At 69.7% G+C, this 24,013-nt stretch carries 22 protein-coding genes; 21 read left to right on the top strand and 1 reads right to left on the bottom strand.

What is annotated here, in order from left to right; translation table 11 throughout:
* Nucleotides 1-6: 6 nt before the first annotated feature.
* The 17 genes from ctlX (at nucleotide 7) to ACOJV9_RS09335 (ending at nucleotide 19,397) form a co-directional block, all read left to right on the top strand.
* Nucleotides 7-1,032, top strand: a complete 1,026-nt coding sequence (gene ctlX, locus ACOJV9_RS09415) for a citrulline utilization hydrolase CtlX (RefSeq protein WP_420184941.1) — start codon at nucleotides 7-9, stop codon at nucleotides 1,030-1,032.
* A 34-nt stretch (nucleotides 1,033-1,066) separates the two neighbouring features.
* Complete coding sequence (locus tag ACOJV9_RS09410) at nucleotides 1,067-1,801, top strand: haloacid dehalogenase type II (protein ID WP_420184940.1); 735 nt, start codon at nucleotides 1,067-1,069, stop codon at nucleotides 1,799-1,801.
* A 211-nt stretch (nucleotides 1,802-2,012) separates the two neighbouring features.
* Entirely contained in the window at nucleotides 2,013-3,710 is a 1,698-nt protein-coding gene (locus ACOJV9_RS09405) for a ribonuclease J (RefSeq protein WP_420184978.1), read from the top strand.
* A gap of 98 nt (nucleotides 3,711-3,808) precedes the next feature.
* On the top strand, nucleotides 3,809-4,414 hold the full coding sequence (locus ACOJV9_RS09400) for an excalibur calcium-binding domain-containing protein (RefSeq protein ID WP_420184939.1): 606 nt from the start codon (nucleotides 3,809-3,811) through the stop codon (nucleotides 4,412-4,414).
* Between the two features lie 104 nt (nucleotides 4,415-4,518).
* Nucleotides 4,519-5,316, top strand: a complete 798-nt coding sequence (locus ACOJV9_RS09395) for an IclR family transcriptional regulator (RefSeq protein ID WP_420184938.1) — start codon at nucleotides 4,519-4,521, stop codon at nucleotides 5,314-5,316.
* 95 nt (nucleotides 5,317-5,411) lie between these two features.
* Nucleotides 5,412-6,287 carry a 2-keto-4-pentenoate hydratase gene (locus ACOJV9_RS09390; RefSeq protein WP_420184937.1) on the top strand — a complete coding sequence of 292 codons (876 nt, stop codon included), beginning with the start codon at nucleotides 5,412-5,414 and terminating at the stop codon, nucleotides 6,285-6,287.
* A complete protein-coding gene (locus ACOJV9_RS09385; protein WP_420184936.1) occupies nucleotides 6,284-7,255 on the top strand; it encodes an acetaldehyde dehydrogenase (acetylating) in 972 nt (323 codons plus the stop codon). Before ACOJV9_RS09390 ends, ACOJV9_RS09385 begins: the two co-directional genes overlap by 4 nt.
* A gap of 56 nt (nucleotides 7,256-7,311) precedes the next feature.
* Entirely contained in the window at nucleotides 7,312-8,325 is a 1,014-nt protein-coding gene (gene dmpG / locus ACOJV9_RS09380; protein ID WP_420184935.1) for a 4-hydroxy-2-oxovalerate aldolase, read from the top strand.
* 61 nt (nucleotides 8,326-8,386) lie between these two features.
* Entirely contained in the window at nucleotides 8,387-9,244 is an 858-nt protein-coding gene (locus ACOJV9_RS09375; RefSeq protein ID WP_420184977.1) for a pyruvate, water dikinase regulatory protein, read from the top strand.
* Between the two features lie 24 nt (nucleotides 9,245-9,268).
* Entirely contained in the window at nucleotides 9,269-11,701 is a 2,433-nt protein-coding gene (gene ppsA, locus ACOJV9_RS09370; protein ID WP_420184934.1) for a phosphoenolpyruvate synthase, read from the top strand.
* 164 nt (nucleotides 11,702-11,865) lie between these two features.
* A complete protein-coding gene (locus tag ACOJV9_RS09365) occupies nucleotides 11,866-12,645 on the top strand; it encodes an N-acyl homoserine lactonase family protein (protein ID WP_420184933.1) in 780 nt (259 codons plus the stop codon).
* 129 nt (nucleotides 12,646-12,774) lie between these two features.
* Nucleotides 12,775-13,572 carry an SDR family oxidoreductase gene (locus tag ACOJV9_RS09360; protein ID WP_420184932.1) on the top strand — a complete coding sequence of 266 codons (798 nt, stop codon included), beginning with the start codon at nucleotides 12,775-12,777 and terminating at the stop codon, nucleotides 13,570-13,572.
* A 50-nt stretch (nucleotides 13,573-13,622) separates the two neighbouring features.
* Nucleotides 13,623-14,456: an SDR family NAD(P)-dependent oxidoreductase gene (locus ACOJV9_RS09355; protein ID WP_420184931.1), complete on the top strand. Its 834-nt coding sequence runs from the start codon at nucleotides 13,623-13,625 to the stop codon at nucleotides 14,454-14,456.
* A gap of 1 nt (nucleotide 14,457) precedes the next feature.
* Nucleotides 14,458-15,909 carry an aldehyde dehydrogenase family protein gene (locus tag ACOJV9_RS09350; protein WP_420184930.1) on the top strand — a complete coding sequence of 484 codons (1,452 nt, stop codon included), beginning with the start codon at nucleotides 14,458-14,460 and terminating at the stop codon, nucleotides 15,907-15,909.
* Nucleotides 15,910-15,977: 68 nt separating this feature from the next.
* Nucleotides 15,978-17,201, top strand: coding sequence for a multidrug effflux MFS transporter (locus tag ACOJV9_RS09345; protein WP_420184929.1), 1,224 nt, complete (start codon nucleotides 15,978-15,980; stop codon nucleotides 17,199-17,201).
* A gap of 144 nt (nucleotides 17,202-17,345) precedes the next feature.
* A complete protein-coding gene (locus ACOJV9_RS09340) occupies nucleotides 17,346-18,194 on the top strand; it encodes an alpha/beta fold hydrolase (protein ID WP_420184928.1) in 849 nt (282 codons plus the stop codon).
* Nucleotides 18,195-18,221: 27 nt separating this feature from the next.
* Nucleotides 18,222-19,397: an acyl-CoA dehydrogenase family protein gene (locus tag ACOJV9_RS09335; RefSeq protein ID WP_420184927.1), complete on the top strand. Its 1,176-nt coding sequence runs from the start codon at nucleotides 18,222-18,224 to the stop codon at nucleotides 19,395-19,397.
* Nucleotides 19,398-19,440: 43 nt separating this feature from the next.
* On the opposite strand, the gene ACOJV9_RS09330 is transcribed toward ACOJV9_RS09335, so the two are convergent.
* Complete coding sequence (locus ACOJV9_RS09330; RefSeq protein ID WP_420184926.1) at nucleotides 19,441-20,226, bottom strand: IclR family transcriptional regulator; 786 nt, start codon at nucleotides 20,224-20,226, stop codon at nucleotides 19,441-19,443.
* Nucleotides 20,227-20,522: 296 nt separating this feature from the next.
* Between ACOJV9_RS09330 and ACOJV9_RS09325 the strand changes: the two genes are divergently transcribed.
* The 4 genes from ACOJV9_RS09325 (at nucleotide 20,523) to ACOJV9_RS09310 (ending at nucleotide 24,012) form a co-directional block, all read left to right on the top strand.
* A complete protein-coding gene (locus tag ACOJV9_RS09325) occupies nucleotides 20,523-21,536 on the top strand; it encodes an ABC transporter substrate-binding protein (protein ID WP_420184925.1) in 1,014 nt (337 codons plus the stop codon).
* Between the two features lie 70 nt (nucleotides 21,537-21,606).
* Nucleotides 21,607-22,398 carry an ABC transporter permease gene (locus tag ACOJV9_RS09320; protein WP_420184924.1) on the top strand — a complete coding sequence of 264 codons (792 nt, stop codon included), beginning with the start codon at nucleotides 21,607-21,609 and terminating at the stop codon, nucleotides 22,396-22,398.
* A 1-nt stretch (nucleotide 22,399) separates the two neighbouring features.
* Nucleotides 22,400-23,182, top strand: coding sequence for an ABC transporter permease (locus ACOJV9_RS09315; RefSeq protein ID WP_420184923.1), 783 nt, complete (start codon nucleotides 22,400-22,402; stop codon nucleotides 23,180-23,182).
* Nucleotides 23,179-24,012, top strand: coding sequence for an ABC transporter ATP-binding protein (locus ACOJV9_RS09310; protein ID WP_420184922.1), 834 nt, complete (start codon nucleotides 23,179-23,181; stop codon nucleotides 24,010-24,012). The genes ACOJV9_RS09315 and ACOJV9_RS09310 overlap by 4 nt, the downstream gene beginning before the upstream one ends.
* Nucleotide 24,013 lies beyond the last annotated feature (1 nt).

Raw genomic sequence — 24,013 nt, 5'->3', positions numbered from 1 at the left:
CCCTGCGTGAGTGCACAGGCCCCGTCTGCCGTCATCCTGATCCGTGCCGAACGGTTCCAGCCCAACCCGGCAACCGCGGCTGACAACGCGTTCCAGCGCGACATCCCGACCGGCCAGTCCGACGACGCCACGGCGGCAAAGGCCCTGGCCGAGATGGACGCGCTGGCGGACGCCCTGCGTGAGGCCGGGGTGAAGGTCCACGTCTTCGCCGACGAGGACCACACCCGGCCCGACAGCGTCTTCCCGAACAACTGGCTGTCCACCCACGCCGGTGGGTACGTCGCCGTCTACCCGATGTACGCGTCGAACCGGCGTCACGAGCGCCGGGCCGACGTCCTCGAGATGCTCAAGTCGGACTACCGGGTGCAGGCGATCGTCGACTACTCCGGCCTGGAGCCCGACGGCATCTTCCTCGAGGGCACCGGGGCGATGGTGCTCGACCACGTCTCCCGCGTCGCCTACACCGCGCGCTCACACCGGGCCGACATCGCCGTCCTCGAGCGGTTCTGCACCGACTTCGCCTACGAGCCGATGGCGTTCGACGCCGTCGACTCCGACGGCGTGCCGGTCTACCACACCAACGTCGTCGCCTGCATCGGCACGGACGTCGCCATGATCGCGCTGGAGATGATCCCCGACCCGGAGCGGCGCGAGCAGGTGCGTGAACGCCTGTCGGTCAACGGGCGCACGGTCGTCGAGCTGACCGAGCAGCAGATCCGCGAGTTCGCGGGCAACGCCGTCGAGCTGTGCGGCCGCACGTCGGAGGGCCGCCGTCGCTACATCATGGCGATGTCGGCCCGTGCCCGACGCAGCCTCCGCCCGGACCAGGTGGAGGCGATCGAGCAGTCGTGCGAGATCGTCGCCGTCGAGATCCCCACGATCGAGCTCGCGGGCGGCTCCGTGCGCTGCATGATCGCCGGCGTCCACCTCGACCGCCGTCCCTCGGCAGAGCCCGAGCCGACGGCCACCGTCGAGGCGATCGACGAGACCGCCGGGACGATCGACGGCCAGGACCTCTTCGACGACGACTGAAGGGCACCCCCCGGGGGAGGCATAGAGTCGCCGCATGACCAACGGGAACGCCGCCCCGGCACCGGGCGTGGAGCCGGACCTGCCCGTCAGCGTGGACGGCCCCCGACGCCCCCGGCTGCTGGTCTTCGACGTCAACGAGACGCTCTCCGACATGTCGCCGATGCAAGGGCGCTTCGAGGACGTGGGGGCGCCACCCGATCTGGCGGCCGGCTGGTTCGCGGGCCTGCTGCGCGACGGGTTCGCCCTCACGGTCGCCGGCGGGAGTGCGCCGTTCACCCGGCTGGCCACCGGGTCGTTGACGGTCGTGCTCCAGCGGCACGTCCTCGACCGCCCCCTGCCAGAGGCCGTCGAGCACGTCATGGACGGATTCGCCACCCTCACCGTGCACCCCGACGTCCCCGCCGGCGCTGCCGCGCTCGCCGCTCTCGGCATTCGCCTCGTCACGCTGAGCAACGGCTCCGCCTCGGTCGCGCAGGGCCTTCTCGGCCGGGCAGGCGTGGGCGACCGCTTCGAGCAGCTGTTGTCCGTCGAGGACGCGGGGGTGTGGAAACCCGCGCCCGCCGCCTACGCCCATGCCCTCGAGCGGTGTGGAGTCGCCGCGGGCGTGGCCATGCTCGTCGCGGTCCACCCCTGGGACATCGACGGAGCCGCCAGGGCCGGTCTGGCCACGGCGTGGGTCAACCGGGACGGTGGCACCTATCCCGGCTACTTCTCCCCGCCGGACCTCACCTGCACGTCGCTCACCGACCTGGCCGACCGGCTCACCTGAGCACCCTCCTCCCGGCCGTGAGCCGGGGCGGATTCGCCCTGCGCCCGCCCGCGGCAGCACACTGGGGGGTGAAATCCACCGGCCGGCGGGGCGCGCGTCCGAGCACCGCCCCTGCCCACCCTCCCCGTCACATCGGAGTACACGTGAAACCAGCACGTCAGGACCACCCGGGACACCACGCGTGTCAGCAGCCGACGTGGGTGGGGCGACGATGAGCCGCCGCGGACCCCGCCGCAAGAGCGGCGACACCCTTCCGGCTCTTCCCCCGAACGGGCTCCGCGTGGTGCCGCTCGGCGGTCTCGGGGAGATCGGTCGCAACATGACGGTCTTCGAGCACGCGGGTCGCCTGCTGATCGTCGACTGCGGCGTGCTCTTCCCCGACGAGCACCAGCCCGGTGTCGACGTGATCCTGCCCGACTTCACCTGGCTCAAGGACCGGTTCGACCGCATCGACGCGATCGTGCTGACCCACGGCCACGAGGACCACATCGGCGGCGTCCCGTACCTGCTGCGTGAACGGCCGGACATCCCCGTCGTCGGGTCGCGGCTGACGCTGGCGCTGCTCGAGGCCAAGCTCGCCGAGCACCGCATCAAGCCCAGGACGGTCGTGGTGGCCGAGGGTGACCGTCGCACGCTCGGGCCCTTCGACTGCGAGTTCGTCGCGGTGAACCACTCCATCCCGGACGGGCTCGCGGTCGCGATCCGGACCGCGGCCGGGCTCGTGCTGCACACCGGCGACTTCAAGATGGACCAGTTCCCGCTCGACGGCCGGGTCACCGACCTGCGCGCGTTCGCCCGCCTCGGCGAGGAGGGCGTCGACCTCTTCCTCGTCGACTCCACCAACGCTGAGGTCCCCGGGTTCACCGTCTCCGAGGGCGAGCTGGCCCCCGCGATCGACACGGTCTTCCGCACGACCAAGGGGCGGGTGATCGTCTCCAGCTTCGCCAGCCACGTCCACCGCATCCAGCAGATCCTCGACTCGGCCCACCAGCACGGTCGCAAGGTCGCGTTCGTCGGACGCTCGATGGTGCGCAACATGGGCATCGCCCGGGAGCTCGGCTACCTCACCATCCCCGACGGCCTCGTCGTCAAGGACCTCAAGGCGCTCGACCGCCTGCGGCCGGACCAGATCACCATCATCGCCACGGGGTCCCAGGGTGAGCCGATGGCGGCGCTGGCCCGGATGGCCAACCGGGACCACCCGGTGAGCATCACCGAGGGCGACACCGTGCTCATGGCCAGCTCGCTCATCCCCGGCAACGAGAACGCGATCTACCGCGTCATCAACGAGCTGACCCGGTGGGGCGCCAACGTCGTGCACAAGGGCAACGCCAAGGTGCACGTGTCCGGGCACGCCAGCGCCGGTGAGCTCGCCTACTGCTTCAACATCATCGAGCCCACCAACGTGCTGCCTGTCCATGGGGAGTGGCGCCACCTGCGCGCCAACGCCGACATCGCCATCCGGACCGGCATCGACCCCGACCGGGTCCTCATCGCCCAGGACGGCAGCGTCATCGACCTCGTCGACGGGCGCGCCAGGATCACCGGCAGCGTCCCCGCGGGCCTCGTCTACGTGGACAACATGACGGTCGGCGGCGCGACGGAGGAGAGCCTGCACGTGCGACGCACCCTCGCCGAGGAGGGCGTGGTGACGATCGTGTGCATCGTCGACCCGGACACGGGCAACCTCGTCGAGGAGCCGGAGTACCTCGCCCACGGGTTCCCGCCGGAGGGGACCGACTTCTCCTCCGCGACCCCGGCGATCCAGAAGGCCCTCACCAAGGCGAGCACGGACCGGATCGAGGACCTCGAGCAGCTGGAGGAGCTCGTGCGCCGCGCGGCCTCGTCCGCCGTCCTCCGTGCCCACCGCCGCAGCCCCCTCATCATCCCGGTCATCGTCGACGCCTGAGTCGAAGGGCTGTTGACGGGTTCCGCCAAAGACCCACGCGGTCCGTCGATGCGGCGATAGGGTCCCCGAGTTCGGTTCGAGAACGAGGGGGACGCGGGATGCGCAGAATCATCATCACGACCACGGCCGGGTTGGTCCTGGCCGCAGGGGCACTGACAGGGTGTGGCACGACGAGCGCCACCAGCACCGGCCAGCCGTCCGGGGCCCAACCACTCGCTGCTGTCCCCACCACGGACACGGGAGCAGCGAAGGCGGCGGCGGCCGAGGCGGCAGCCGACGCGAAGGCGAAGGTCGAAGCGGAGGCCAAGGCTGCTGCGGCTGCCGCCGCGGCAGCGACGGCCAAGGCGGCGGCGGAAGCCAAGGCCAAGGCGGACGCCGTGGCGAAGGCCCAGGCAGTAGCCGCCGCTCAGGTGAAGGCAGCAGCGGTGGCCAAGGCCAAGGCCGCAGCCGCGGCAAAGGCCAAGGCGGCATCGGACGCACGGATGAAGGCTGTCGCCGCAGCCAAAGCCAAGGCGGCGACCGCGGCGGCGGAGGCCGCCGCCGCGGCAACGCTGGCCGAGGCCTCCTCCGAGACCTCCTCCGAGGTGTCCTACGAGAACTGTGACGCGGTGCGCGCGGCCGGCGCGGCGCCGATTCGCCGCGGAGACCCCGGATACGCCCCGAAGCTGGACCGGGACGACGACGGCATCGGCTGCGAGAACTAGGGCCGCCGGGACGCCTGACCATCCAGTCGATGGTGGCGCCCCTGGCCACCCGTCCGTGGGCCGGCAGTTGACGCCTGAGGCATCCCTCGGGTTCGGTGGACCTCATGCAGACCCCGGATCCGGCGCCCCGGGACCCGGCGCTGCCGGTTGACACCGGCACTCTGCTGGGGAAGGTCGTTGCTGTGCTGTTCGCCTTCTCGGCCCAGGACCACGGGGTCCCGCTGGCCGAGCTGGGCCGACGAACGGGGCTTGCCAAGGGGACCCTGCACCGGGTCGTGGGTGACCTGGTGGCGGCCCGACTGCTGGAACGCACGGCCAACGGATACCGGTTGAGCGGCCTGGTCTTCGAGCTCGGCATGCGGGCGTCGGTGGAGAGGCGGCTCTTGGAGGTGGCGACACCGTTCATGGAGGACCTGCGTGAGCGCACCCACGAGACGGTGCACCTCGGCGTGCTCGAGGGACAGGAGGTGGTGTACGTCGCCAAGATCGGCGGGCATCGGCAGGCGGCGGCACCGTCACGTGTGGGTGGCCGAATGCCGTTGCACTGCACCGCGATCGGCAAGGTGCTCCTGGCGCACTCGGCGCCGCAGCTCCTCGCCGACGTGGTGGCAGCCGGCCTGACCCGCAGGACTGCACGGACGGTCATCGCGCCGGGGCCGCTACGTCGTCAGCTGGACAGCGTGATCGAGACGGGAGTGGCCTTCGAGTACGAGGAGTCCGCCGTGGGCATCGTCTGCGTCGCCGCGCCGGTGCTCGACGCCGAGGACCGGCCCGTCGCCGCCATCAGCGTCACCGGCCCCGTCGTCCGCTTCCAGCCCGAGAAGCACACCGTGGCCCTGCGGGCCGCGGCGGCCGGGGTCGCCGCCACCCTTGCCCGCAGGTCCGCGCTGGGCCGGGGCTGACGCTCGCAGGAAAATGGCGTTCCACTCAGTGGAACCTCACCGTGGAACTTCTCACGCCGAGCGGCCACGCTGTCATGGAGCCCCCAGGAGGTCCCATGACCATCTCATCCGAGAAGACGACAGACGTCGCCCCCGAACCTGCCGTCATCGAGGCCGTCGAGCGCCTCGAGACCGCCGCCCGGACGGGGCAGCCGTGCCCTCCGGTGCGTGACCTGATCGGGGAGACCGACCTCGGCAGGGCGTATGCCGTCCAGCACCTTCTCGCCGAACGCAGACGTGCTGCAGGGGGCCGTGTCGTCGGACGCAAGATCGGTCTCACCTCACCGGCGGTCCAGCGCCAGCTCGGTGTCGACCAGCCCGACTTCGGCGTCCTCTTCGACGACATGGACGTGTCCGGCCTCGTCGCCGTGCCGACGGACGCACTGCTCCAGCCCCGGATCGAGGCCGAGGTCGCCTTCGTGCTGGGCGCCGACCTCGTCGCCGACGACCTCGACCTCGACACCGTGCGCGAGGCCGTCGACCATGCGGTGGCCGCGCTCGAGATCGTCGACAGCCGGGTCGCCGGGTGGGACATCCGGATCACCGACACCGTCGCGGACAACGGTTCGAGCGCGCTCTTCGTGCTCGGTTCGACGCGGCTGCGCCTCGACGAGTTCGACCCGGTCGCCGTGACGATGCGCATGACGGCCGACGGCGTCGTGGTCTCGGAGGGGAACGGAGCCGCCTGCCTGGGCGACCCGCTCCTGGCGCTGCTCTGGCTCGCCCGCACCGCCCAGGAGGTCGGTGACCCGCTGCGGGCCGGCCAGGTCGTGCTCTCGGGTGCCCTGGGCCCGATGCACCCCGTCACTCCCGGCACCACGTTCCGCGCCGAGATCTCCTCGCTCGGCACGGTGGGCGTGACCTTCACGGCCGACCGCGCACCTGCCCCCGCACCCCTGTCCTCGAATCCCGCGACGAAGGATCCCTCATGAGCAAGACCAAGGTGGCCATCATCGGTCCGGGCAACATCGGAACCGACCTCATGTTCAAGGTCATGCGCCTGTCCACGAACCTCGAGATGGGGGCCATGGTGGGTATCGACCCCGAGTCGGACGGCCTGCGCCGCGCGGCGAGCCTGGGCGTCCCCACGACCCACGAGGGCGTCGACGGGCTCATCGCGATGGAGCACTTCGACGAGATCGGGATCGTCTTCGACGCCACGTCCGCGAAGGCCCACGTGGCCAACGCGGCCAAGCTCGCGGCATACGGCAAGAAGCTCGTCGACCTCACGCCTGCCGCGATCGGTCCCTACGTCGTCCCGCCGGTGAACCTCGACGAGCACCTGGAGGACGACGCGGACAACGTCAACATGGTCACCTGCGGTGGTCAGGCGACGATCCCCATCGTCGCCGCGATCTCGCGCGTCACCCCCGTCGCCTACGCCGAGATCGTCGCGTCGATCGCGTCCAAGTCCGCCGGCCCGGGCACGCGAGCCAACATCGACGAGTTCACCGAGACGACCACCGTGGGGATCGAGAAGGTCGGGGGCGCACAGCGCGGCAAGGCCATCATCATCCTCAACCCGGCGGAGCCGCCGCTCATCATGCGGGACACCGTCTTCGCCCTCATCGGGGACGCCGACCACGACGCCATCCGGGAGTCCGTCGACCGGATGGTCGAGGAGGTCAAGAAGTACGTGCCCGGCTACAGCCTCAAGCAGGAGGTGCAGTTCACCCCGGTTGCCGAGGACGAGCCGGTGCACACGCTCCTGCCGCGGGGCTCGTCGACGGTGACGACGAAGGTCAGCGTCTTCCTCCAGGTCGAAGGGGCGGGAATGCACCTGCCCGCGTATGCCGGGAACCTGGACATCATGACGTCGGCCGCACTGCGCGTGGCCGAGAGCATGGTCGACCGCGCTGCGGCCAGAGCCGCGGCACCGACCCCGGCGGTGACCGCATGAGCACCGCCGAACCGCAGGCCGGGCCCACCGCACTCACCACTCCGGGAGCAGACGCCATGACCGACACCCCACGCCTCTACATCCAGGACGTCACGCTGCGTGACGGGATGCACGCCGTGCGCCACCGCATCAGTCCCACCGACGTCGGGCGGATCACCGCGGCGCTCGACGCCGCCGGCGTCGACGCCATCGAGGTCGCACACGGCGACGGGCTCGCGGGAGGCAGCCTCAACTACGGACCGGGATCGCACAGCGACTGGGCCTGGATCGAGGCCGCTGCCGAGAACATCACCCAGGCCACGCTCACCACCCTGCTCCTGCCGGGCATCGGCACGATCGCCGAGCTGGAGGACGCCTACTCCCTGGGTGTGCGCTCGGTTCGTGTCGCCACGCACTGCACCGAGGCCGACGTGTCGGCGCAGCACATCGGCAAGGCCAGGGAGATGGGCATGGACGTCTCCGGCTTCCTCATGATGAGCCACATGAGCACCGCGCCGGTCCTGGCTGCCCAGGCCAAGCTCATGGAGTCCTACGGCGCCCAGTGCGTCTACGTCACCGACTCCGGCGGTCGCCTCACGATGGACGGGGTTCGCGAACGGGTCCGGGCGTACCGCGACGTGCTCGACCCGGCAACCCAGATCGGCATCCACGCCCACCAGAACCTCTCCCTCGCCGTGGCCAACTCCGTCGTCGCCGTTGAGGAGGGCGTCACTCGCGTCGACGCCTCCCTCGCCGGACACGGCGCCGGGGCGGGCAACTGCCCGATCGAGCCGTTCATCGCCGTGGCGAACCTGCAGGACTGGAAGCACCGCTGCGACCTCTTCGCCCTGCAGGACGCCGCCGACGACATCGTCCGCCCGCTGCAGGACCGCCCCGTCCAGGTCGACCGCGAGACCCTCACCCTGGGCTACGCCGGCGTCTACTCGAGCTTCCTGCGCCACGCCGAGACCGCGTCGGAGCGCTACGGTATCGATGTGCGCACGCTGCTGCTCGAGGTTGGCCGTCGTCAGCTCGTCGGGGGGCAGGAGGACATGATCGTCGACATCGCCCTCGACCTGAGCGGCCGCTGACCTGATGACCCGTCAGCAGGAGCCCGCCGGCGAGGTGCGCGGGGGGCCGGGTGGACGGTCGATGGCGCCGGCGGGCGGAGACGACGGCAGCACGCAGCCTGAACAGGAGGTGACGCCGGTCTTCTTCCTCGCTGGTGGCACCGGGATCTCCGCCGAGACTCTCGGGAACCTGCTCCTCGCCCAGTTTCCGGGCCAGGCGTTCACCCGCCGCAAGATCCCGTTCATCACGACGACGGAGAAGGCCCGGGCCGTCGTGGCGCAGATCGACGCCGTGATGAGCGACACGGTCACGCCGCTCGCCTTCTCGACCGTCTCGGACGAGGCGCTGCGGCGGGAGCTCCAGGAGACACGCGCCGCCTTCATCGACCTCTTCGGCTCCCACCTCGACACGGTCGAGCGGGTCCTGCACGTGAACGCGACGCACAGCGCCGCGGCCCTGCACGGCGTCGGCGACATGCTGCGCTACGACCGGAGGATGAAGGCGATCGAGTTCGCCATGGAGCACGACGACGGCGCCAGCCTGCGCAACCTCGACCAGGCCGACCTCATCCTCGTCGCACCGTCGAGGTGCGGGAAGACCCCGACGTCGATGTACCTCGCGCTGCAGCACGGGCTCAAGGTCGCGAACTACCCGTTGGTGCCCGAGGACTTCGACTCCAGCGAGCTGCCCAGGCCCATCTCGCACCTGTCCGCCAAGTGCTTCGGGCTCCTCTCGACGCCGGCCAGGCTCTCCCAGGTCCGCGGGGAGCGCCGACCGGGTTCGGCCTATGCCGCCCTCGCGCAGTGCAGCTTCGAGCTGCGTCACGCCGAGACGCTCTACCGGACACACCGCATTCCCTCGATCAACTCCGCCAAGATGTCGGTGGAGGAGATGGCGGCCGTCATCATGCAGAGCAGCCGCCTGCCCGACCTCGGCTGACGCCGACCCCACGAAAGGACCGCCATGACCGGCACCACGAACGGCTCCTCCAGCGAGAACGTGGTCTGGTTCGCCGACCTCGGCCTCCACGACGTCGAGCGCGTCGGCGGGAAGAACGCCTCGCTCGGCGAGATGGTCCAGCACCTGTCCACGGCGGGGGTGCGTGTCCCCGACGGATTCGCGACCACTGCCGAGGCCTACCGGCGGTTCCTCTCGCACCAGGGTCTCGCCGACCGGATCAACGGGGTCCTCGACGACCTCGACGTCGAGGACACCCGGTCGCTCGTCGTCGCCGGTGCGGAGATCCGGGAGTGGGTCGAGCAGCAGCCGTTCCCGGCAGACCTCGAGAGCGAGATCCGCACGGCGTACGACACCCTCGTCAGCGAGTCGGGCGACGAGGTCAGCTGGGCGGTGCGCTCGAGCGCGACCGCGGAGGACCTGCCCGACGCGAGCTTCGCCGGACAGCAGGAGACGTTCCTCAACGTGCGCGGCAGCGACAACATCCTCCTCGCGATCAAGCGGGTCTTCGCCTCGCTCTACAACGACCGGGCCATCGCCTACCGCGTGCACAGCAGCTTCGACCACGAGTCGGTCGCCCTGTCGGCCGGCATCCAGCGGATGGTGCGCTCCGACATCGGTTCATCCGGTGTCATGTTCACCATCGACACCGAGTCCGGCTTCTCGGATGCCGTCTTCATCACGAGCAGCTACGGGCTCGGCGAGGCCGTCGTGCAGGGAGCCGTCAACCCCGACGAGTTCTATGTCCACAAGCCCGCCCTGCGCGCCGGCCGCCCCGCGATCCTCAAGCGCGGTGTCGGGAGCAAGGAGACCAAGATGGTCTACACCGAGGACTCCGCGGTGGGTCGGTCGATCGACTTCGTCGACGTCGACCCCACCCAGCGCGGCCGCCTCAGCCTCACCGATGCCGAGGTCACCGAGCTCGCCGAGCACGCACTGAGGATCGAGGAGCACTACGGCCGTCCCATGGACATCGAGTGGGGCAAGGACGGCGTCGACGGCCAGCTCTACATCCTGCAGGCGCGGCCCGAGACGGTGAAGTCGCGCCAGAGCGGCAACACCCTCCGACGCTTCCGGATGGACGAACGCGGTCCGGTGCTCATCGAGGGTCGAGCCATCGGCCAGAAGGTCGGCGCGGGGGCGGTGCGGGTCCTGCGGACCGCCGAGTCGATGCACGACTTCCAGGCGGGGGAGGTCCTCGTCGCCGACATGACCGACCCCGACTGGGAGCCGGTGATGAAGCGCGCCAGCGCGATCGTCACCAACCGGGGCGGTCGCACCTGTCACGCCGCGATCATCGCCCGCGAGCTCGGCATCCCCGCGGTCGTCGGCACGGGCTCGGCCACCCGCGAGCTCGCCGAAGGACAGGAGGTCACCGTGTCCTGCGCGGAGGGTGACACCGGCCTCGTCTACGAGGGCCTGCGCGCCTTCTCGGTCACCGAGACCGAGCTCGACGACATGCCGCAGATCCCGGTCGACATCATGATGAACGTCGGCACGCCGGAGCAGGCCTTCGAGTTCTCCCGCCTGCCCCACAAGGGCATCGGACTGGCTCGGCTCGAGTTCATCATCAACCGCCAGATCGGCATCCACCCCCGGGCGCTGCTCGAGCTGGACGACCAGGAGCCCGAGCTCAAGGCCGAGATCGAGAGCCTCATCGCGGCATACGAGTCCCCGCGGGACTTCTTCGTCAAGCGCGTCGCCGAGGGCATCTCGATGCTCGCCGCAGCCTTTGCGCCGGAGCCGGTCATCGTGCGGATGAGCGACTTCAAGTCCAACGAGTATGCCGGTCTGCTGGGTGGCGCGCGCTACGAGCCGCACGAGGAGAACCCGATGCTGGGCTACCGCGGCGCCGCGCGGTACCTCTCGGCCGACTTCGCCCAGTGCTTCGCGATGGAGTGCGAGGCCCTTCGGCTCGTGCGGGACGACATGGGCCTGACCAACGTCAAGGTGATGATCCCCTTCGTGCGCACCGTCGCCGAGGCCCAGGGCGTGATCGAGCTGTTGGGGAGTCACGGCCTGCGCCGCGGCGAGAACGACCTTCAGGTCGTCATGATGTGCGAGGTCCCGTCGAACGCCGTCAACGCTGACGCCTTCCTCGACCACTTCGACGGGTTCTCCATCGGCTCCAACGACATGACCCAGCTCACGCTCGGGCTGGACCGCGACTCCTCGCTCGTCGCGGGTTCCTTCGACGAGCGCGACCCCGCCGTCAAGAAGATGCTGGCGATGGCCATCGAAGCGTGTCTGGCGCGAGGCAAGTACGTCGGGATCTGTGGCCAGGGACCGAGCGATCATCCCGACCTCGCCGACTGGCTCCTCGACCAGGGCATCCAGTCGATGTCACTCAACCCGGACACCGTCGTGGACACGTGGCTCCGCCTCGCCGCTCGTGCCGCGCGAGGCTCCACGCCACCCGTCCCCGAGGTGACCGGCTGACGGCAGCAGGTCGAGGAGGTGGCGGGCGCCGCCTGTCGCCTTCTCCTCCACCGACGTCGTGGCGGAGCTTGCTCTCATCGGTGACGTCCTTCCTACTGCCGCGGCGCGAGCCCCGGCCGTCGGCGGTGGCCGTGTGGTACTCATGCCTGATGCGCTCGGCTCACGTGACCGGTACGGCACGGCGTCTGCGCGCTCTCGACGCCCCCACGATGACGACGGACGCGTCGAACCTGGTCGTCGGGGCCGAGGGGCGAGTGACCTTCCCCGTGCCCTCGTTCCTCATCGAGCACGACAGCGGTCTCGTGCTGTTCGACACCGGGTTCGCGCCGAGGTTCCATGACGACCCTGTCGGGTACTTCGGGGAGCTCGTGGACGTGCTGCGCATCCGGACGAACCCGGGGCAGCGGCTCGACCGGCAGTTGGCAGGTCTGGGGTTCGACACGGAAGACGTCACCCACGTCGTGCTCTCGCACGGTCACAGCGACCACGCCGGTGGACTGGGGCTGTTCCCTCGAGCCGTGATCATCATCGGGCCGGGTGAGCTGGAATGGGCCCGGTCGCCGGATCCAGCGAGTGCTCGCTACTTCCGTTGGTCGCAGGACCTGGCGCCCATCGACCAGCAGCGCTGGACCGTCGTCAACGGCCCCACGCACGACGTCCTCGGTGACGGCGCCATCACGGTGCTGCACACCCCGGGCCACACACCGGGACAGCTGTCCCTGGTGGTTCGGCTCCCGTCACAGACCATCGTCCTCACGGGAGACACCGTCCACCTCCGGGAAGGACTGGACCGTCTCGCCACCTACCCCCACGACTGGGATCCCCGGCTCGCTGTCCGGAGCCTGGAGCGCCTTGCCCTGCTCGAACGCTCGGGGCATCGACTGTGGATCGCCCATGACCCTGACGACTGGGCCGGGTTCGGGCCTCTGACGCCACTCTGCTGAGGACGGGACCTCCGACCGGCGGGATCATCGGCCACGACGGGCTTTCCACTGGATGAGCGGACCAACCGCCACGGCGGGAACGCCTTGTTACCTTCGCCAGATCCAGTCCGGAAGACCCGATGGAGCTCCATGAATCCCCAGCTGACCACTCTTGTCTGCGGCGGTGACCGCCACCTCGGCTCCATCGTGGCTGCGCTGACCGCCATCGGAGCCCGAGTGCTGCTCCAGGCACAGGACGAGCAGGAGCTGGAGGCGGCGCACCGCCTCGCGGGGTCCGGTGGGGGGCGCGTCGAGGTCCTCGATGCGGCGGTCGGCTCCTTCCAGGACGCCGACGACCTCGTCGCCCGGGTGGTCCGGGTCCACGGTGGGCTGGACGTCCTCCTCGCACCACCCGTACCCACCAGCAGCGACCGACTCGTGGATCTGGGCGACGAGGCCTGGCACGCACTGCTGGCCTCCTACCAGAAGCGGGCCGTGGCACTGGCCCGAGCCGCCGCCCGACGGTTCGTCGAGCAAGGTCGTGGAGGGCGGATCCTCACCTTCTCCCACAGTGGGACGTTCGCCTCCTTGGCTCCCGCCTCGGCTGCCATGAACGCGGCGATGCTCAGCCTGGCCAGTGCCATCGCGACCTCCCTGGCAGAGCACCGTGTCACGGCCAACTGCCTGGTCCTCGGCGACGACGTCATCGTCGGGGAGCCCACCGGGAGTGACCGGAACATGGTCTCCGAGCTGGTGGCCCACCTGTGCACTCCGGCCGCCGAAGGCATCAGTGGCCGGTTCCTCTTCGCCTCGGAGCACGACCTCGGAATGTACTCAGCGCCCATGGCCATCGCGAACCCCCACGCACTCGTGCGTTTTGCGGAGGACGCGCCGGCCGACGCAGTCAGCCAGTTCCTCACCCCCCTTCTCGACATCGGAACGACATGATGACGACGTCGCGCAGTCCCCGGATCCGGCTGGACGCAAAGGTGGCCGTGGTGACCGGCGGGGGGCGAGGCCTCGGTCGAGCCATCGCTCTCGAGCTGGGCGGGCGCGGAGCCGCCGTGGTCGTGAACGACCTCTTCGTCCACGAGGACGGCACACCCGCCGCCCAGCGGGTCGCGGCCGAGATTGTCGCCGCTGGAGGGCAGGCGCTCGCCGACACGCACGACATCTCGGACTTCGACGCGGCAGCGCACCTCGTGGGCGCCGCGGTGGAGGCCTTCCGGCGCCTTGACATCCTCGTGACTCCTGCGGGCAACTATCGCCCCAGCTCCATCCTCGATCTCGAGGAGGACGAGTGGGACAGCGTCACCGGCGTCCACCTCGGCGGTCATGTTGCCTGCATGCGCGCTGCCGCCCGGCAGATGATCGTGCAGGGAGACGGAGGCCGTATCGTCACGGTCTCCTCGCGTGGGGGCCTCTTCGGGACGCAAGTGGCCTACAGCGGCGCCAAGGCCGCCATCATGGGGCTGACATCGGCCGCCGCCCGGGAGCTGGCCGAGCACGGCATCACGGTCAACTGCCTGCTGCCGAGCGCCATGACCCAGCTCTTCAGCATTCCTGCTGGCAACCGACGGTTCGGCGGCATGCCCGAGACGTTGCACATGGAACCCGAGCACATCGCCCCCCTCGTGGCCTACCTGGTGTCTCCGGCGGCGGCCGAGGTCACGGGCCAGTTCCTCTACTCCGCCGGAACCGACATCTGTGCGTATGCCCCACCCCTGCAGCTCGCCGGCGTGACCACCTTCGCCCGACACACGCGGGGTTGGACCGTCGAGGAGCTGGCGGAGTACGTCCCCGGGATCCTCGGCCTCGACCGGGAGACGTGACGTGGACCAGCATCCCGGCGTCTACATCGACGGCGCCTGGCGCCGTTCGGCAAACAGGGAGTCGGCCGCCGTCGTCAACCCCGCCACCGAGGAGCCGTTTGCCCTCGTCGGTGTCGCGACCGACTCGGACGTCGACGAGGCCGTCCGGGCGGCAGAGTGCGCGCTACCCGGCTGGGCCGCCACGGCGCTGCCCGTGCGGCGCGCGGTCGTGGCTCGGATGGCGGAGCTCCTGGAGGAGCGGGCGCCGGAGCTGGCCCGGCTCCGCAGCCTGTCGATGGGGGCGCCGTATCGTTCCTCGTTGAAGCTCAGCAACTCAGCAGGGCTGCTGCAGATGTACCTCGAGACCATCGACGAGGTCCAGTTCTCACAGGTCCGTCGGGACCGGTTCGGCGATTCTCTCGTCCTTCGCAGACCTGTCGGTGTGGTCGCGGGGATCGTCCCGTGGAACGTCCCCGTGCGAAACGAGCTCAAGAAGATCATCCCGGCACTGTTGTCCGGGTGCACCGTGGTGCTCAAGCCGGCGCTGGAGTCACCCCTGGTTGCCGGTCCGCTCGTCGAGATGTTGGGGGAGGCAGGGCTCCCGCCCGGGGTCGTCAACCTCGTGGTCGGCGGGGGCGACGTCGGAGAGGCGCTCGTCCGGCATCCGAGCGTCCGCAAGGTGGCCTTCACCGGAAGTACCGCCACGGGAGCCCGGATCGCGGCTCTCGCGGGGCCGGCCATGAAGCGGCTCCAGCTGGAGCTGGGTGGCAAGTCCGCGGCGATCCTGCTGGAGGATGCCGACCTCGATGCCACCCTGCCGAGCCTGCTGGCGTTCGGCTTCGGGAACAGCGGACAGATCTGTGCCTCCCTGACACGCGTCCTCGTCCCTCGCGCGAGGCACGACGAGGTGGTGGGAGCCCTTGCGGAAGGGGCGTCGGGACTGGTGGTCGGTGATCCGATGGATGACAGGACGACCATGGGTCCGCTGGTGTCGCAGCGTCAGAGGGACAGGGTGTTGGCGCTCGTCTCGTCGGGGCGTGACGAGGGCGCCGCCCTCGTGCACGGCGGGTCCGCGCCAGCCGGACTCTCGCGCGGCTGGTACGTCGCGCCAACGGTCTTCGGGAACGTGCGCAACGACATGGTCATCGCCCGTGAGGAGATCTTCGGTCCCGTGGTGTCGGTGATCCCGTACGACTCGGAGGCCGAGGCGGTCAGGCTCGCGAACGACTCCCGGTACGGACTGCACGGTGCCGTGTACTCGCGGGACGATGCACACGCGTTGGACGTCGCACTGCAGCTCGACACCGGGACAGCGGCGGTCAACTCCTTCGACATCCCCGTCAGCGCTCCGTTCGGCGGGGTCAAGGACTCCGGTTTCGGCCGGGAGAACGGGGTCGAGGGCTACGGCTCGTTCCTCGAGTACCACTCCTACAAGCTGACCCCAGGCCTGGCCGCAGCAATGTCACGCCCCTGATGGCGGTCGCTGCGTCCAGGAGGACGCCAACGGACCACGGGGCCCAAGAGAGACGCTCGACAGCCGCCATGCCGCCGGTAGGGCGCGCCAGGGAGGTCCTCCTCGTCTCCCTCTCGCTCATGTCGACCATCTCCCCGTTCGCGACCGACATGTACCTGCCCTCCTTCCCGAGGATCGCCGAGGACCTGTCCACCACGCCTTCCGGTGTGCAGCTGACATTGACCACATTCCTCGTCGGTGTGGCACTGGGTCAGCTCGTGTTCGGGCCGCTCTCCGACCGGCTCGGTCGCAAGCCGCCGCTGGTGATCGGAACGATGCTCTGCGTCATCGCCTCGGTGGTCGCGGTGCTGGCTCCGACGATCGAGGTCCTCCTCGTCGCCCGGTTCGCGCAGGGCGCCGGGGGCGCCGCGGGGATCGTCATCGCGCGGGCCATCGTCGCCGACGTCTTCCGAGGTGCCGAGGCGGCGCGCGTCTTCAGTGTCTTGGCAGTGCTCGGAGGGCTCGCCCCCATCGCCGCCCCCATCGCCGGGGGTCTGCTGGCCGACCCCGTCGGCTGGCGGGGGGTGCTCGCCGTGCTGGCCGCTCTCACCGGCGCCATGTTCCTGGTCGCCGTCCTCGTCATCCGGGAGACCGCTCCCCGGCGCCGGTCGGAGGCTCACGAGGACTCCCCATCATCGACGCGACCCCCGCACCTGCTCTCGGTGCTGCGCCGGCCCGGCTTCACGGCATACGCCCTCGTGAAGACGTGCAGCTTCGCAGCCCTCATGGGCTACATCGCGGCGTCGCCGTTCATCTTCCAGGACCTGCTGGGACTCGATCCCCTGCAGGGCGCGGGACTGTTCGCCCTCAACTCGCTGGCGCTCGTCGTGGCCAGCGCGGTCAACGCCCGGCTCGTCCGCGCCCGTGGACCCGCTGCCATGCTGCGTGGGGGAGTCCTGCTCATGACCACCGCCGCCGTCGCCCTGGCCGTCGTGGTGACCTTCGCGGCACCGCCGTGGGCCGCCGTGCCGACGTGCATGCTGCTGGTGGGCAGCATGGGGTTCGTCTTCGGCAACTCGATCGCCCTCGCCCTCGGCCACGCACGCGACGCAGCCGGCGCGGGCTCGGCGTGGATCGGCTTCTCCCAGTTCGTGGTCGGAGCGGCGGTGGCTCCCCTCGTGGGGCTGGGCGGAGTCAGCCTGGTCCCGCTGAGCATCGTCGTGCTGTCGGCGACGGTGACGACCTGGGCGTGTGTCCTCATCGGCGGCCGGGCCGACCGACGCGCTGCGCGCCTCGACGCTCTGGGCGGGTGACCCCGGTGGGCGTGCCGCGTGACGGTGTTCCGGCATCCGGCACCAACGGCTCGGCATTTCCGCGGGCGTGGGTGAGGCTGTCCGGGAGAGCAGGCGGGCGCGTCCGCTCGTGACAGCACGAGATCGTCCTTGAGGAGCCACACCATGACCAGTACGACCGAGGAACTGACCGAGCAGGGCACGAGCCGGACGGTGCAGACGCCAAGCGGCACCATCCACTACAACGAGGCAGGCGAGGGGCATCCCCTCCTCCTGCTCCACGGGAGTGGACCCGGCGCCACGGGGTGGAGCAACTTCGGGCCCAACCTCAAGGCTTTGAGCCGCCAGTTCCGGGTCATCGCCGCCGACATGCCGGGCTGGGGCAAGTCGTCACCGGTCAGCTACGAGGAGCGCGACCACGTCACGGCGGTCCTGCACCTGCTCGACGCCCTGGGTATCGAGAAGGCGGCCCTCGTGGGCAACTCGATGGGCGGGGCCACGACGCTGAAGTTCTCGGCGGTTCACCCCGAGCGCGTCTCGCATCTGATCACCATGGGCGCAGGAGCCGGGGGAGTGCGCCTCTTCTCGCCGGGCGACGGGCCCTCGGAGGGCCTGAAGATCCTGCACCGGGGCTACGTGGAGCCATCGGTCGACGTGATGGCCCAGCTGGTCGACATCATGACCTTCGACAGCGGCAGCAAGAGCGAGGCGCTCGCCCAGCAGCGCTTCGACAACGCGACGGCCAACCGAACGCACCTCGAGAACTTCGCGGCGGGCATCGGCAAGCCCCGACGTGGCACGGCCACGCTCGAGGAGCTCGCCAGCATCTCGGCCCCGACCCTCCTGGTGCACGGGCGCGACGACCGCGTCGTCGGCTTCGAGCACGGGCTGCAGCTCGTCGCGGTGATCCGCAACTCTCGCCTGGTGCTGTTCAACCGCTGCGGTCACTGGGCGCAGCTCGAGCACGCTGATGAGTTCAACCGGCTCGTCGCCGACTTCGTCTCCAACAGCTGACCTGTCCACCACCCCGAGGAGACGTCCATGAGTACCGTGCTCGACCGTGTGGAGGAGATGGCCGAGTTCCTGAAGGAGCAGGCCGATGCCGCAGACGACCTGGGACGTGTGCCCGACGAGACAGCGAAGCGACTGCGCGCGACCGGGATCGGCCGGATGCTCCAGCCCAAGGACTTCGACGGACTGGAGAGCTCACCCCTGGAGTTCTTCGAGGCGCTCCTCGCCATCGGGTCCCTTCACGGCTCCACCGGATGGGTTGCCGGCGTCGTGGGGGTGCACCCCTTCGAGCTCGCCGTGGGAACCCGGCGGATGCAGGAAGAGGTGTGGGGACACGACCCTGACACCTGGGTCGCCTCGCCGTACGCACCACTGGGCCGTGCACGCCCCGTCGAGGGTGGCTTCGTCTTCAGCGGTCGCTGGCCGTTCTCCTCAGGGACGGACCTCTGCGACTGGGTCGTGCTGGGCGGCATGGTCACTGACCAGGACGGCGTCGTGGCAGGCCCCAACCCGCTGCGGCACTTCATCCTGCCGCGGTCGGACTACGAGATCATCGACGACTCGTGGAACGTGGTCGGCCTGCGCGGGACGGGAAGCAAGGACGTCCTCATCAGGGATGCGTTCGTTCCCGACCACAGGGTCATCGACCCGCTCGACCTCGAGACCGGGGCCGCTGCCGACCAGGCGGGCCGGGGGGATGTGCCGCTGTACCGGATGCCGTTCCACACGATGTTCAGTGGGACGATCGCCTGCGCCACCATCGCGCTGACCGAGGGCGCGCTCGCGGCGTTCGTCGCGCACAGCAGGTCGCGAGTCAGCCGGGCTGGCCACCGGGTGAGCCAGGACCCGCACCAGCTCGCCAGCCTGGGCGCAGCGGGCGCGGACATCCAGGCCAGCCGGGTGCAGTTCCTGTCCGACATGGGCCGGCTCTGGGACCTCGCTCAACGAGGCGAGGACATGCCCTTGGCGCTGCGGGCGCAGATCCGGCGCAACCAGGTCCGCGCAGTGCGGCGCTCGGTGGACGCCGTGGACCGGCTCGTGGCCCACGCCGGCGGCCATGCCATGCGCCTGGACAACCCCATCCAGCGCTTCTGGCGGGACGCGCACACCGGGCTCGCCCACGCCTCGAACGTCGCGGACCCCGTGTATGCCGCGTACGGACTCAACCTCTACGGCAGGGAGCTGCCGCCGGGCACCCGGCTGTAGACGGCTGGGCCCTGGTGCCGTCGGTCGCGAGTCGCGGGGAGGGTCAGGACACCTCGGCCATGCGCAGCAGGTAGGCACGGCTGATGCCCTCGGCGGACCTCCGCACGTGGCTCTCCACGCGCTCCCAGCTCGTCCCGAAGGTTGGGCCCGACGCCGAGATCGCGGCGACGGCCCCGCCGCCGACGAGGATGGGCGCCGCGACGCAGGAGAGGCCCAAGGTGCCCTCTTCCCGGTCGTACGCCACCCCGGCTTCGCGCACACGACGCAGCTCTCGGACGAACCGGCCGGGCTCGGTGATCGAGTTGCGGGTGCGCCGGGGCAGGCCCGACTCGACGACGGCCCTCACCGTGGCACCGTCACTGAAGGCCAGGATCGCCTTGCCGAGCCCTGTGCAGGACGCCGGCATCCGCGCCCCCGGCACCGTGACGACCCGCGGCCAGTTCGCGGCGTGCACCTTTTCGACATAGACCACGTCGGTGCCTTCGAGGATCGCCAGGTGCGCGGTGAGCCCGGTCTGCACGTGCAGGGAGCTGAGATCGTGGATGGCGACGTCGCGAAGACCGTTGGGCCGGCAGAACCCGACCCTGCTGCCCAGCTCGAACAGGGACAGTCCCAGGCGGTACTTGGCCCCCGAACGCGCCACGAAGCCGGCGTGCTCCAGGTCCGCGAGGAGCCGGAACGCCGTCGACTTGGGCATGCCGGCCCGCCGGGCGAGCTCGCTCACGCCGAGCTCGGGAATCGTGCCCCGAAAGGCGGCGAGGAGCTCGAGGGCCTTTCCTACAGAGGTGATCTGACGGTCCTCCGGCACGCTGTTGACGGTGGCGGTCATCGGTTCTCCTTCACTGCCGCGACCTCGTCGGTGAGGCGGCGATCGTCCCGGTGTCCCGCCATTCCGGCTCATGGGACATGCGTGCCAGTATGCGGAACAAGCGCCCGTTCACGACCGCGTATTCCGCAGGATGAGGCAAAGCGCATGCCGCGTATTTCGCCCGTGTCACGGTCGTGTTCTGCAGGGCGCACGAGCCCCACAACCCTCGTCACCGTGCTGCCAATTCTGGTCGCGCACCGTCGCCGACCTGCCGACGTCAATGGAGACTGGGCCCCGGCCCGAGACAGGAAACCAACATGATCACTCTGGGCAGAACCCGCCGCGCAGGGCTCGCCATCGTGGCAGTCACCGCCGTCTCCCTCGTGGGGGCCTGCGGCTCCGACACGGAAGCCCCCTCCGGTGCCGCCTCCGGCGGCGCCTCGGACGGCAAGGTCGAGACGCCGAAGGTGTCCGTCGCCGTCTTCCCGAGCTTCAACGCGCTCGGCGCCCAGGCCGCGAAGGCTGACGGCAGCTTCGACAGTGCAGGCCTGACGGTCACGCTGGCGACCATCGCCACCCCCGCCGAGGGCATGCCACAGCTTTTGGGCGGGAAGGTCCAGTTCGCTCTGATGGACCTCACCGTTCCGGCCGTGGCACGGACCAAGGGTGTGCCGTTGACGCTGGTCGCCCCCGGCGCCAAGGGCACGGCACCCAAGGACAACTTCGGTGTCGGCAACCTGTGGGTCAAGGCCGACAGCCCGATCAAGACGATGAAGGACGTCGAGAACGCGACCTTCGGCATCCCCCAGATCAACAGCCAGATCTGGGTCGACATCCGTTCCGTCGTCGACGAGGCGGGTGGCGACTCGTCGAAGATCAAGTTCGTGGAGGTTCCCAACACGCTCTCCGCACTCAAGGCCGGCAACGTGGAGGTGACCACGACGTCGGAGCCTGCAGGAACCGCAGCCCTGGCGGACCCGTCCATCCGGGTCCTCGGCGGCTACACCGCCGCCGGCGGTGACCTCGCGTATGCGTACGTCACGACGCAGGAGTTCGCGAAGAAGAACCCGAACACGGTCAAGGCGTTCGAGGAGGCGATCCTCAAGGGCAACACCACGGTCAACACCGACCCGGCCAAGCGCTCGGAGGTCGCTGCGAGCTACATCAAGGCGCCGAAGGCGCTGCTCGACAAGGCGCACTACCCGGAGTTCAGTGTCGAGTCGATCAGTGAGGCGAACGTGCAGACGGCCCTCGACCGCCTGATGAAGTACGGCCTGCTCGACAAGGCCAAGGCACCCAAGGCCACCGACCTCGTCTTCGCCAGCAAGTAAGAGGCCCAGGATCACGGCGCCGCGGCCCCCACATGGGGCAGCCGCGGCGCCGGACCGGAAGGAGAACCGCATGGCGCAACTGAGCCGAACAGCCGGAGCCCGAGGCGCTGTCGTCGCACGGCAGGCGGCGGCGTGCGCGATCGCTCTGGTGATCTGGCACCTGTTCGCCACGGGTCCGGGCGAGGCGGCCGACGTGCCGACGCCGTGGCGGACGCTGGTCACGGCGATCGACATGGCACAGGACAGTGACTACTGGACCGCAGTGGGCAACACCCTGCTCACCGCGAACCTCGGCCTCCTGCTCTCGGTCGCCGTGGGCGTGCCGCTGGGCCTGTTCAACGGGGCCAGCCGCAAGGTCACCCTCAGCTCCCAGTTCGTCGTCGACTTCGGACGCACGATCCCGGGCATCGCCATCCTCCCGCTGGTCCTCCTGCTGTTCGGCGGCACCAGGACCATGGCCTTGGTCCTCGTGATGTTCGGAGCCGTCTGGCCGATGCTCGTGCAGGCGACCTACGCCGTGCAGCAGGTCTCGCCGCAGATGCGACAGGTGGGCGCTGCCTTCCACCTCAGCGTCCTGGACCGGATCCGGGCCATCTACCTGCCCAGTGCGATGCCGTTCCTCACGACTGGTCTGCGTATCGCTGCCACCATCAGCCTCCTGCTCGCGATCTCGGCAGAGTTCCTCGGGGGCACCGACGGTATCGGGCGCAGTCTCTTCAACGCCCTCACCGTGAACAACCCTGACGAGATGTTCGTCTACGCCTTCACCGCGGCGTTCATGGGGGTCGGACTGAACCTCGTCCTGCTCGCCGCGCAACGTCGGTTGCTGTGGTGGCACCCCTCGCAGAGAGAAAGTGGCTGACATGAAGTCCTGGCGCTCCAAGATTCTGTGGGAGATCTGGCTCCCCGCCGTGCTGGTCGCGCTCTGGTGGTTCACCAGTGCCAACAGCACGTCCTTCTACTTTCCTCCGCTGTCCACCATCCTCACGGAGTTCCGCGCACTCTGGATCTTCGAGAACGTCCCCACCCAGATCGTTCCCAGCCTGGTCCGGCTCGCGGCGGGCTTCGCCATCGCCGTCGTCGGCGGGGTCGCCCTGGGGCTGCTCCTGGGCTCGGTCCGCTGGCTGGAGGAGGCCACCCGGCCGATCATCGAGTTCCTGAGGGCGACCCCCGGCGTCGCCGTGCTGCCCATCATGATGCTCATCCTTGGCATCGGCACGTCGATGAAGATCGGCATCATCGCACTGGTGAGCGCCTGGCCCATCCTCCTCAACACGATCGACGGAGTCCGCTCGGTGGAGCCCGTGCTGCGAGACGTGTCCAGGAGCTACCGCCTCTCCAGATGGGACAGGATTCGCTACATCACCCTGCCCACGGCGATGCCGCAGATCTTCGCGGGCGCCCGGACAGCGTTGGCCATCGGGGTCGTCGCCATGGTCATCTCCGAGATGGTCGGCACACCTGGCGGCATGGGGTACTTCATCCTGAGCTCGCAGCGCGAGTTCAACATTCCCGCGATGTGGACGGGGATCATCGCCCTCGGCATCGTCGGCTACCTGCTGAACAAGCTCTTCGGCCTCGTGGAGAACCGGGTCCTGAGCTGGCACAAAGGCATGATGTCCCACCACGAAGGAGCCGGATCATGAATGTCACCCCACATCGGAACGCGACCGACGACACCGTTCTGGAGGTCACGGGTCTGGGCCACTCCTACGGGGACCACGTCGTCCTCGAAGGACTGGACTTCACGGTGTCGACGGGCAAGTTCGTCTGCATCGTCGGACCCTCCGGAGCAGGCAAGACGACGCTCCTGCAGTGCCTGACCGGGCTGCGCAAGCCCACGAAGGGGAGCGTCGTCTTCGAGGGTGAACCCGTCAAGGGCACCCCGCGCGGCATGGCCGTGGTGTTCCAGGACTACAGCCGGTCGCTCATGCCCTGGTTGCGGGTCCTCGAGAATGTCGCTCTGCCCCTGCGGTCAGCAGGGATGGGCAAGGCCGAGCGCATCGCCCAGGCCAAGGAGGCGTTGGCGGAGGTCGGCTTGGCCGACTTCACCCACGCCTACCCGTGGCAGCTGTCGGGCGGGATGCAGCAGCGCGTGGCGATCGCCCGGGCCCTTGCCTTCCGTCCCCACGCGATCGTCATGGACGAGCCGTTCGCCTCGGTCGACGCCCAGACCCGCGCTGACCTCGAGGACCTGGTCATCGGCCTCAAGGAGCGGCTGGGCATCACGGTGCTGCTGGTCACGCACGACATCGACGAAGCGGTCTACCTCGCTGACACCGTCCTCGTCCTCGCGGGCAAACCGGCGAGCGTCGCGGCACTCATCGACGTCGACCTGCCCGTGCCCCGTGACCAGCTCGGCACCAAGGCCCTGCCGCGCTTCGCGGAGCTGCGCAGCGAGGTCTACACGCTGATCCGCCGACCAGTCGCATCGGGCAGGGCCACCCCGAACACGACGCTCACCGTCGCGCCGTAGG

The organism is Knoellia terrae, from assembly GCF_048606435.1.
GTDB classification, from domain to species: Bacteria; Actinomycetota; Actinomycetes; order Actinomycetales; family Dermatophilaceae; genus Knoellia; species Knoellia terrae.
Note: the sequence above shows the minus strand (reverse complement) of the source record. Positions and strands in the feature narration are given on the sequence as shown.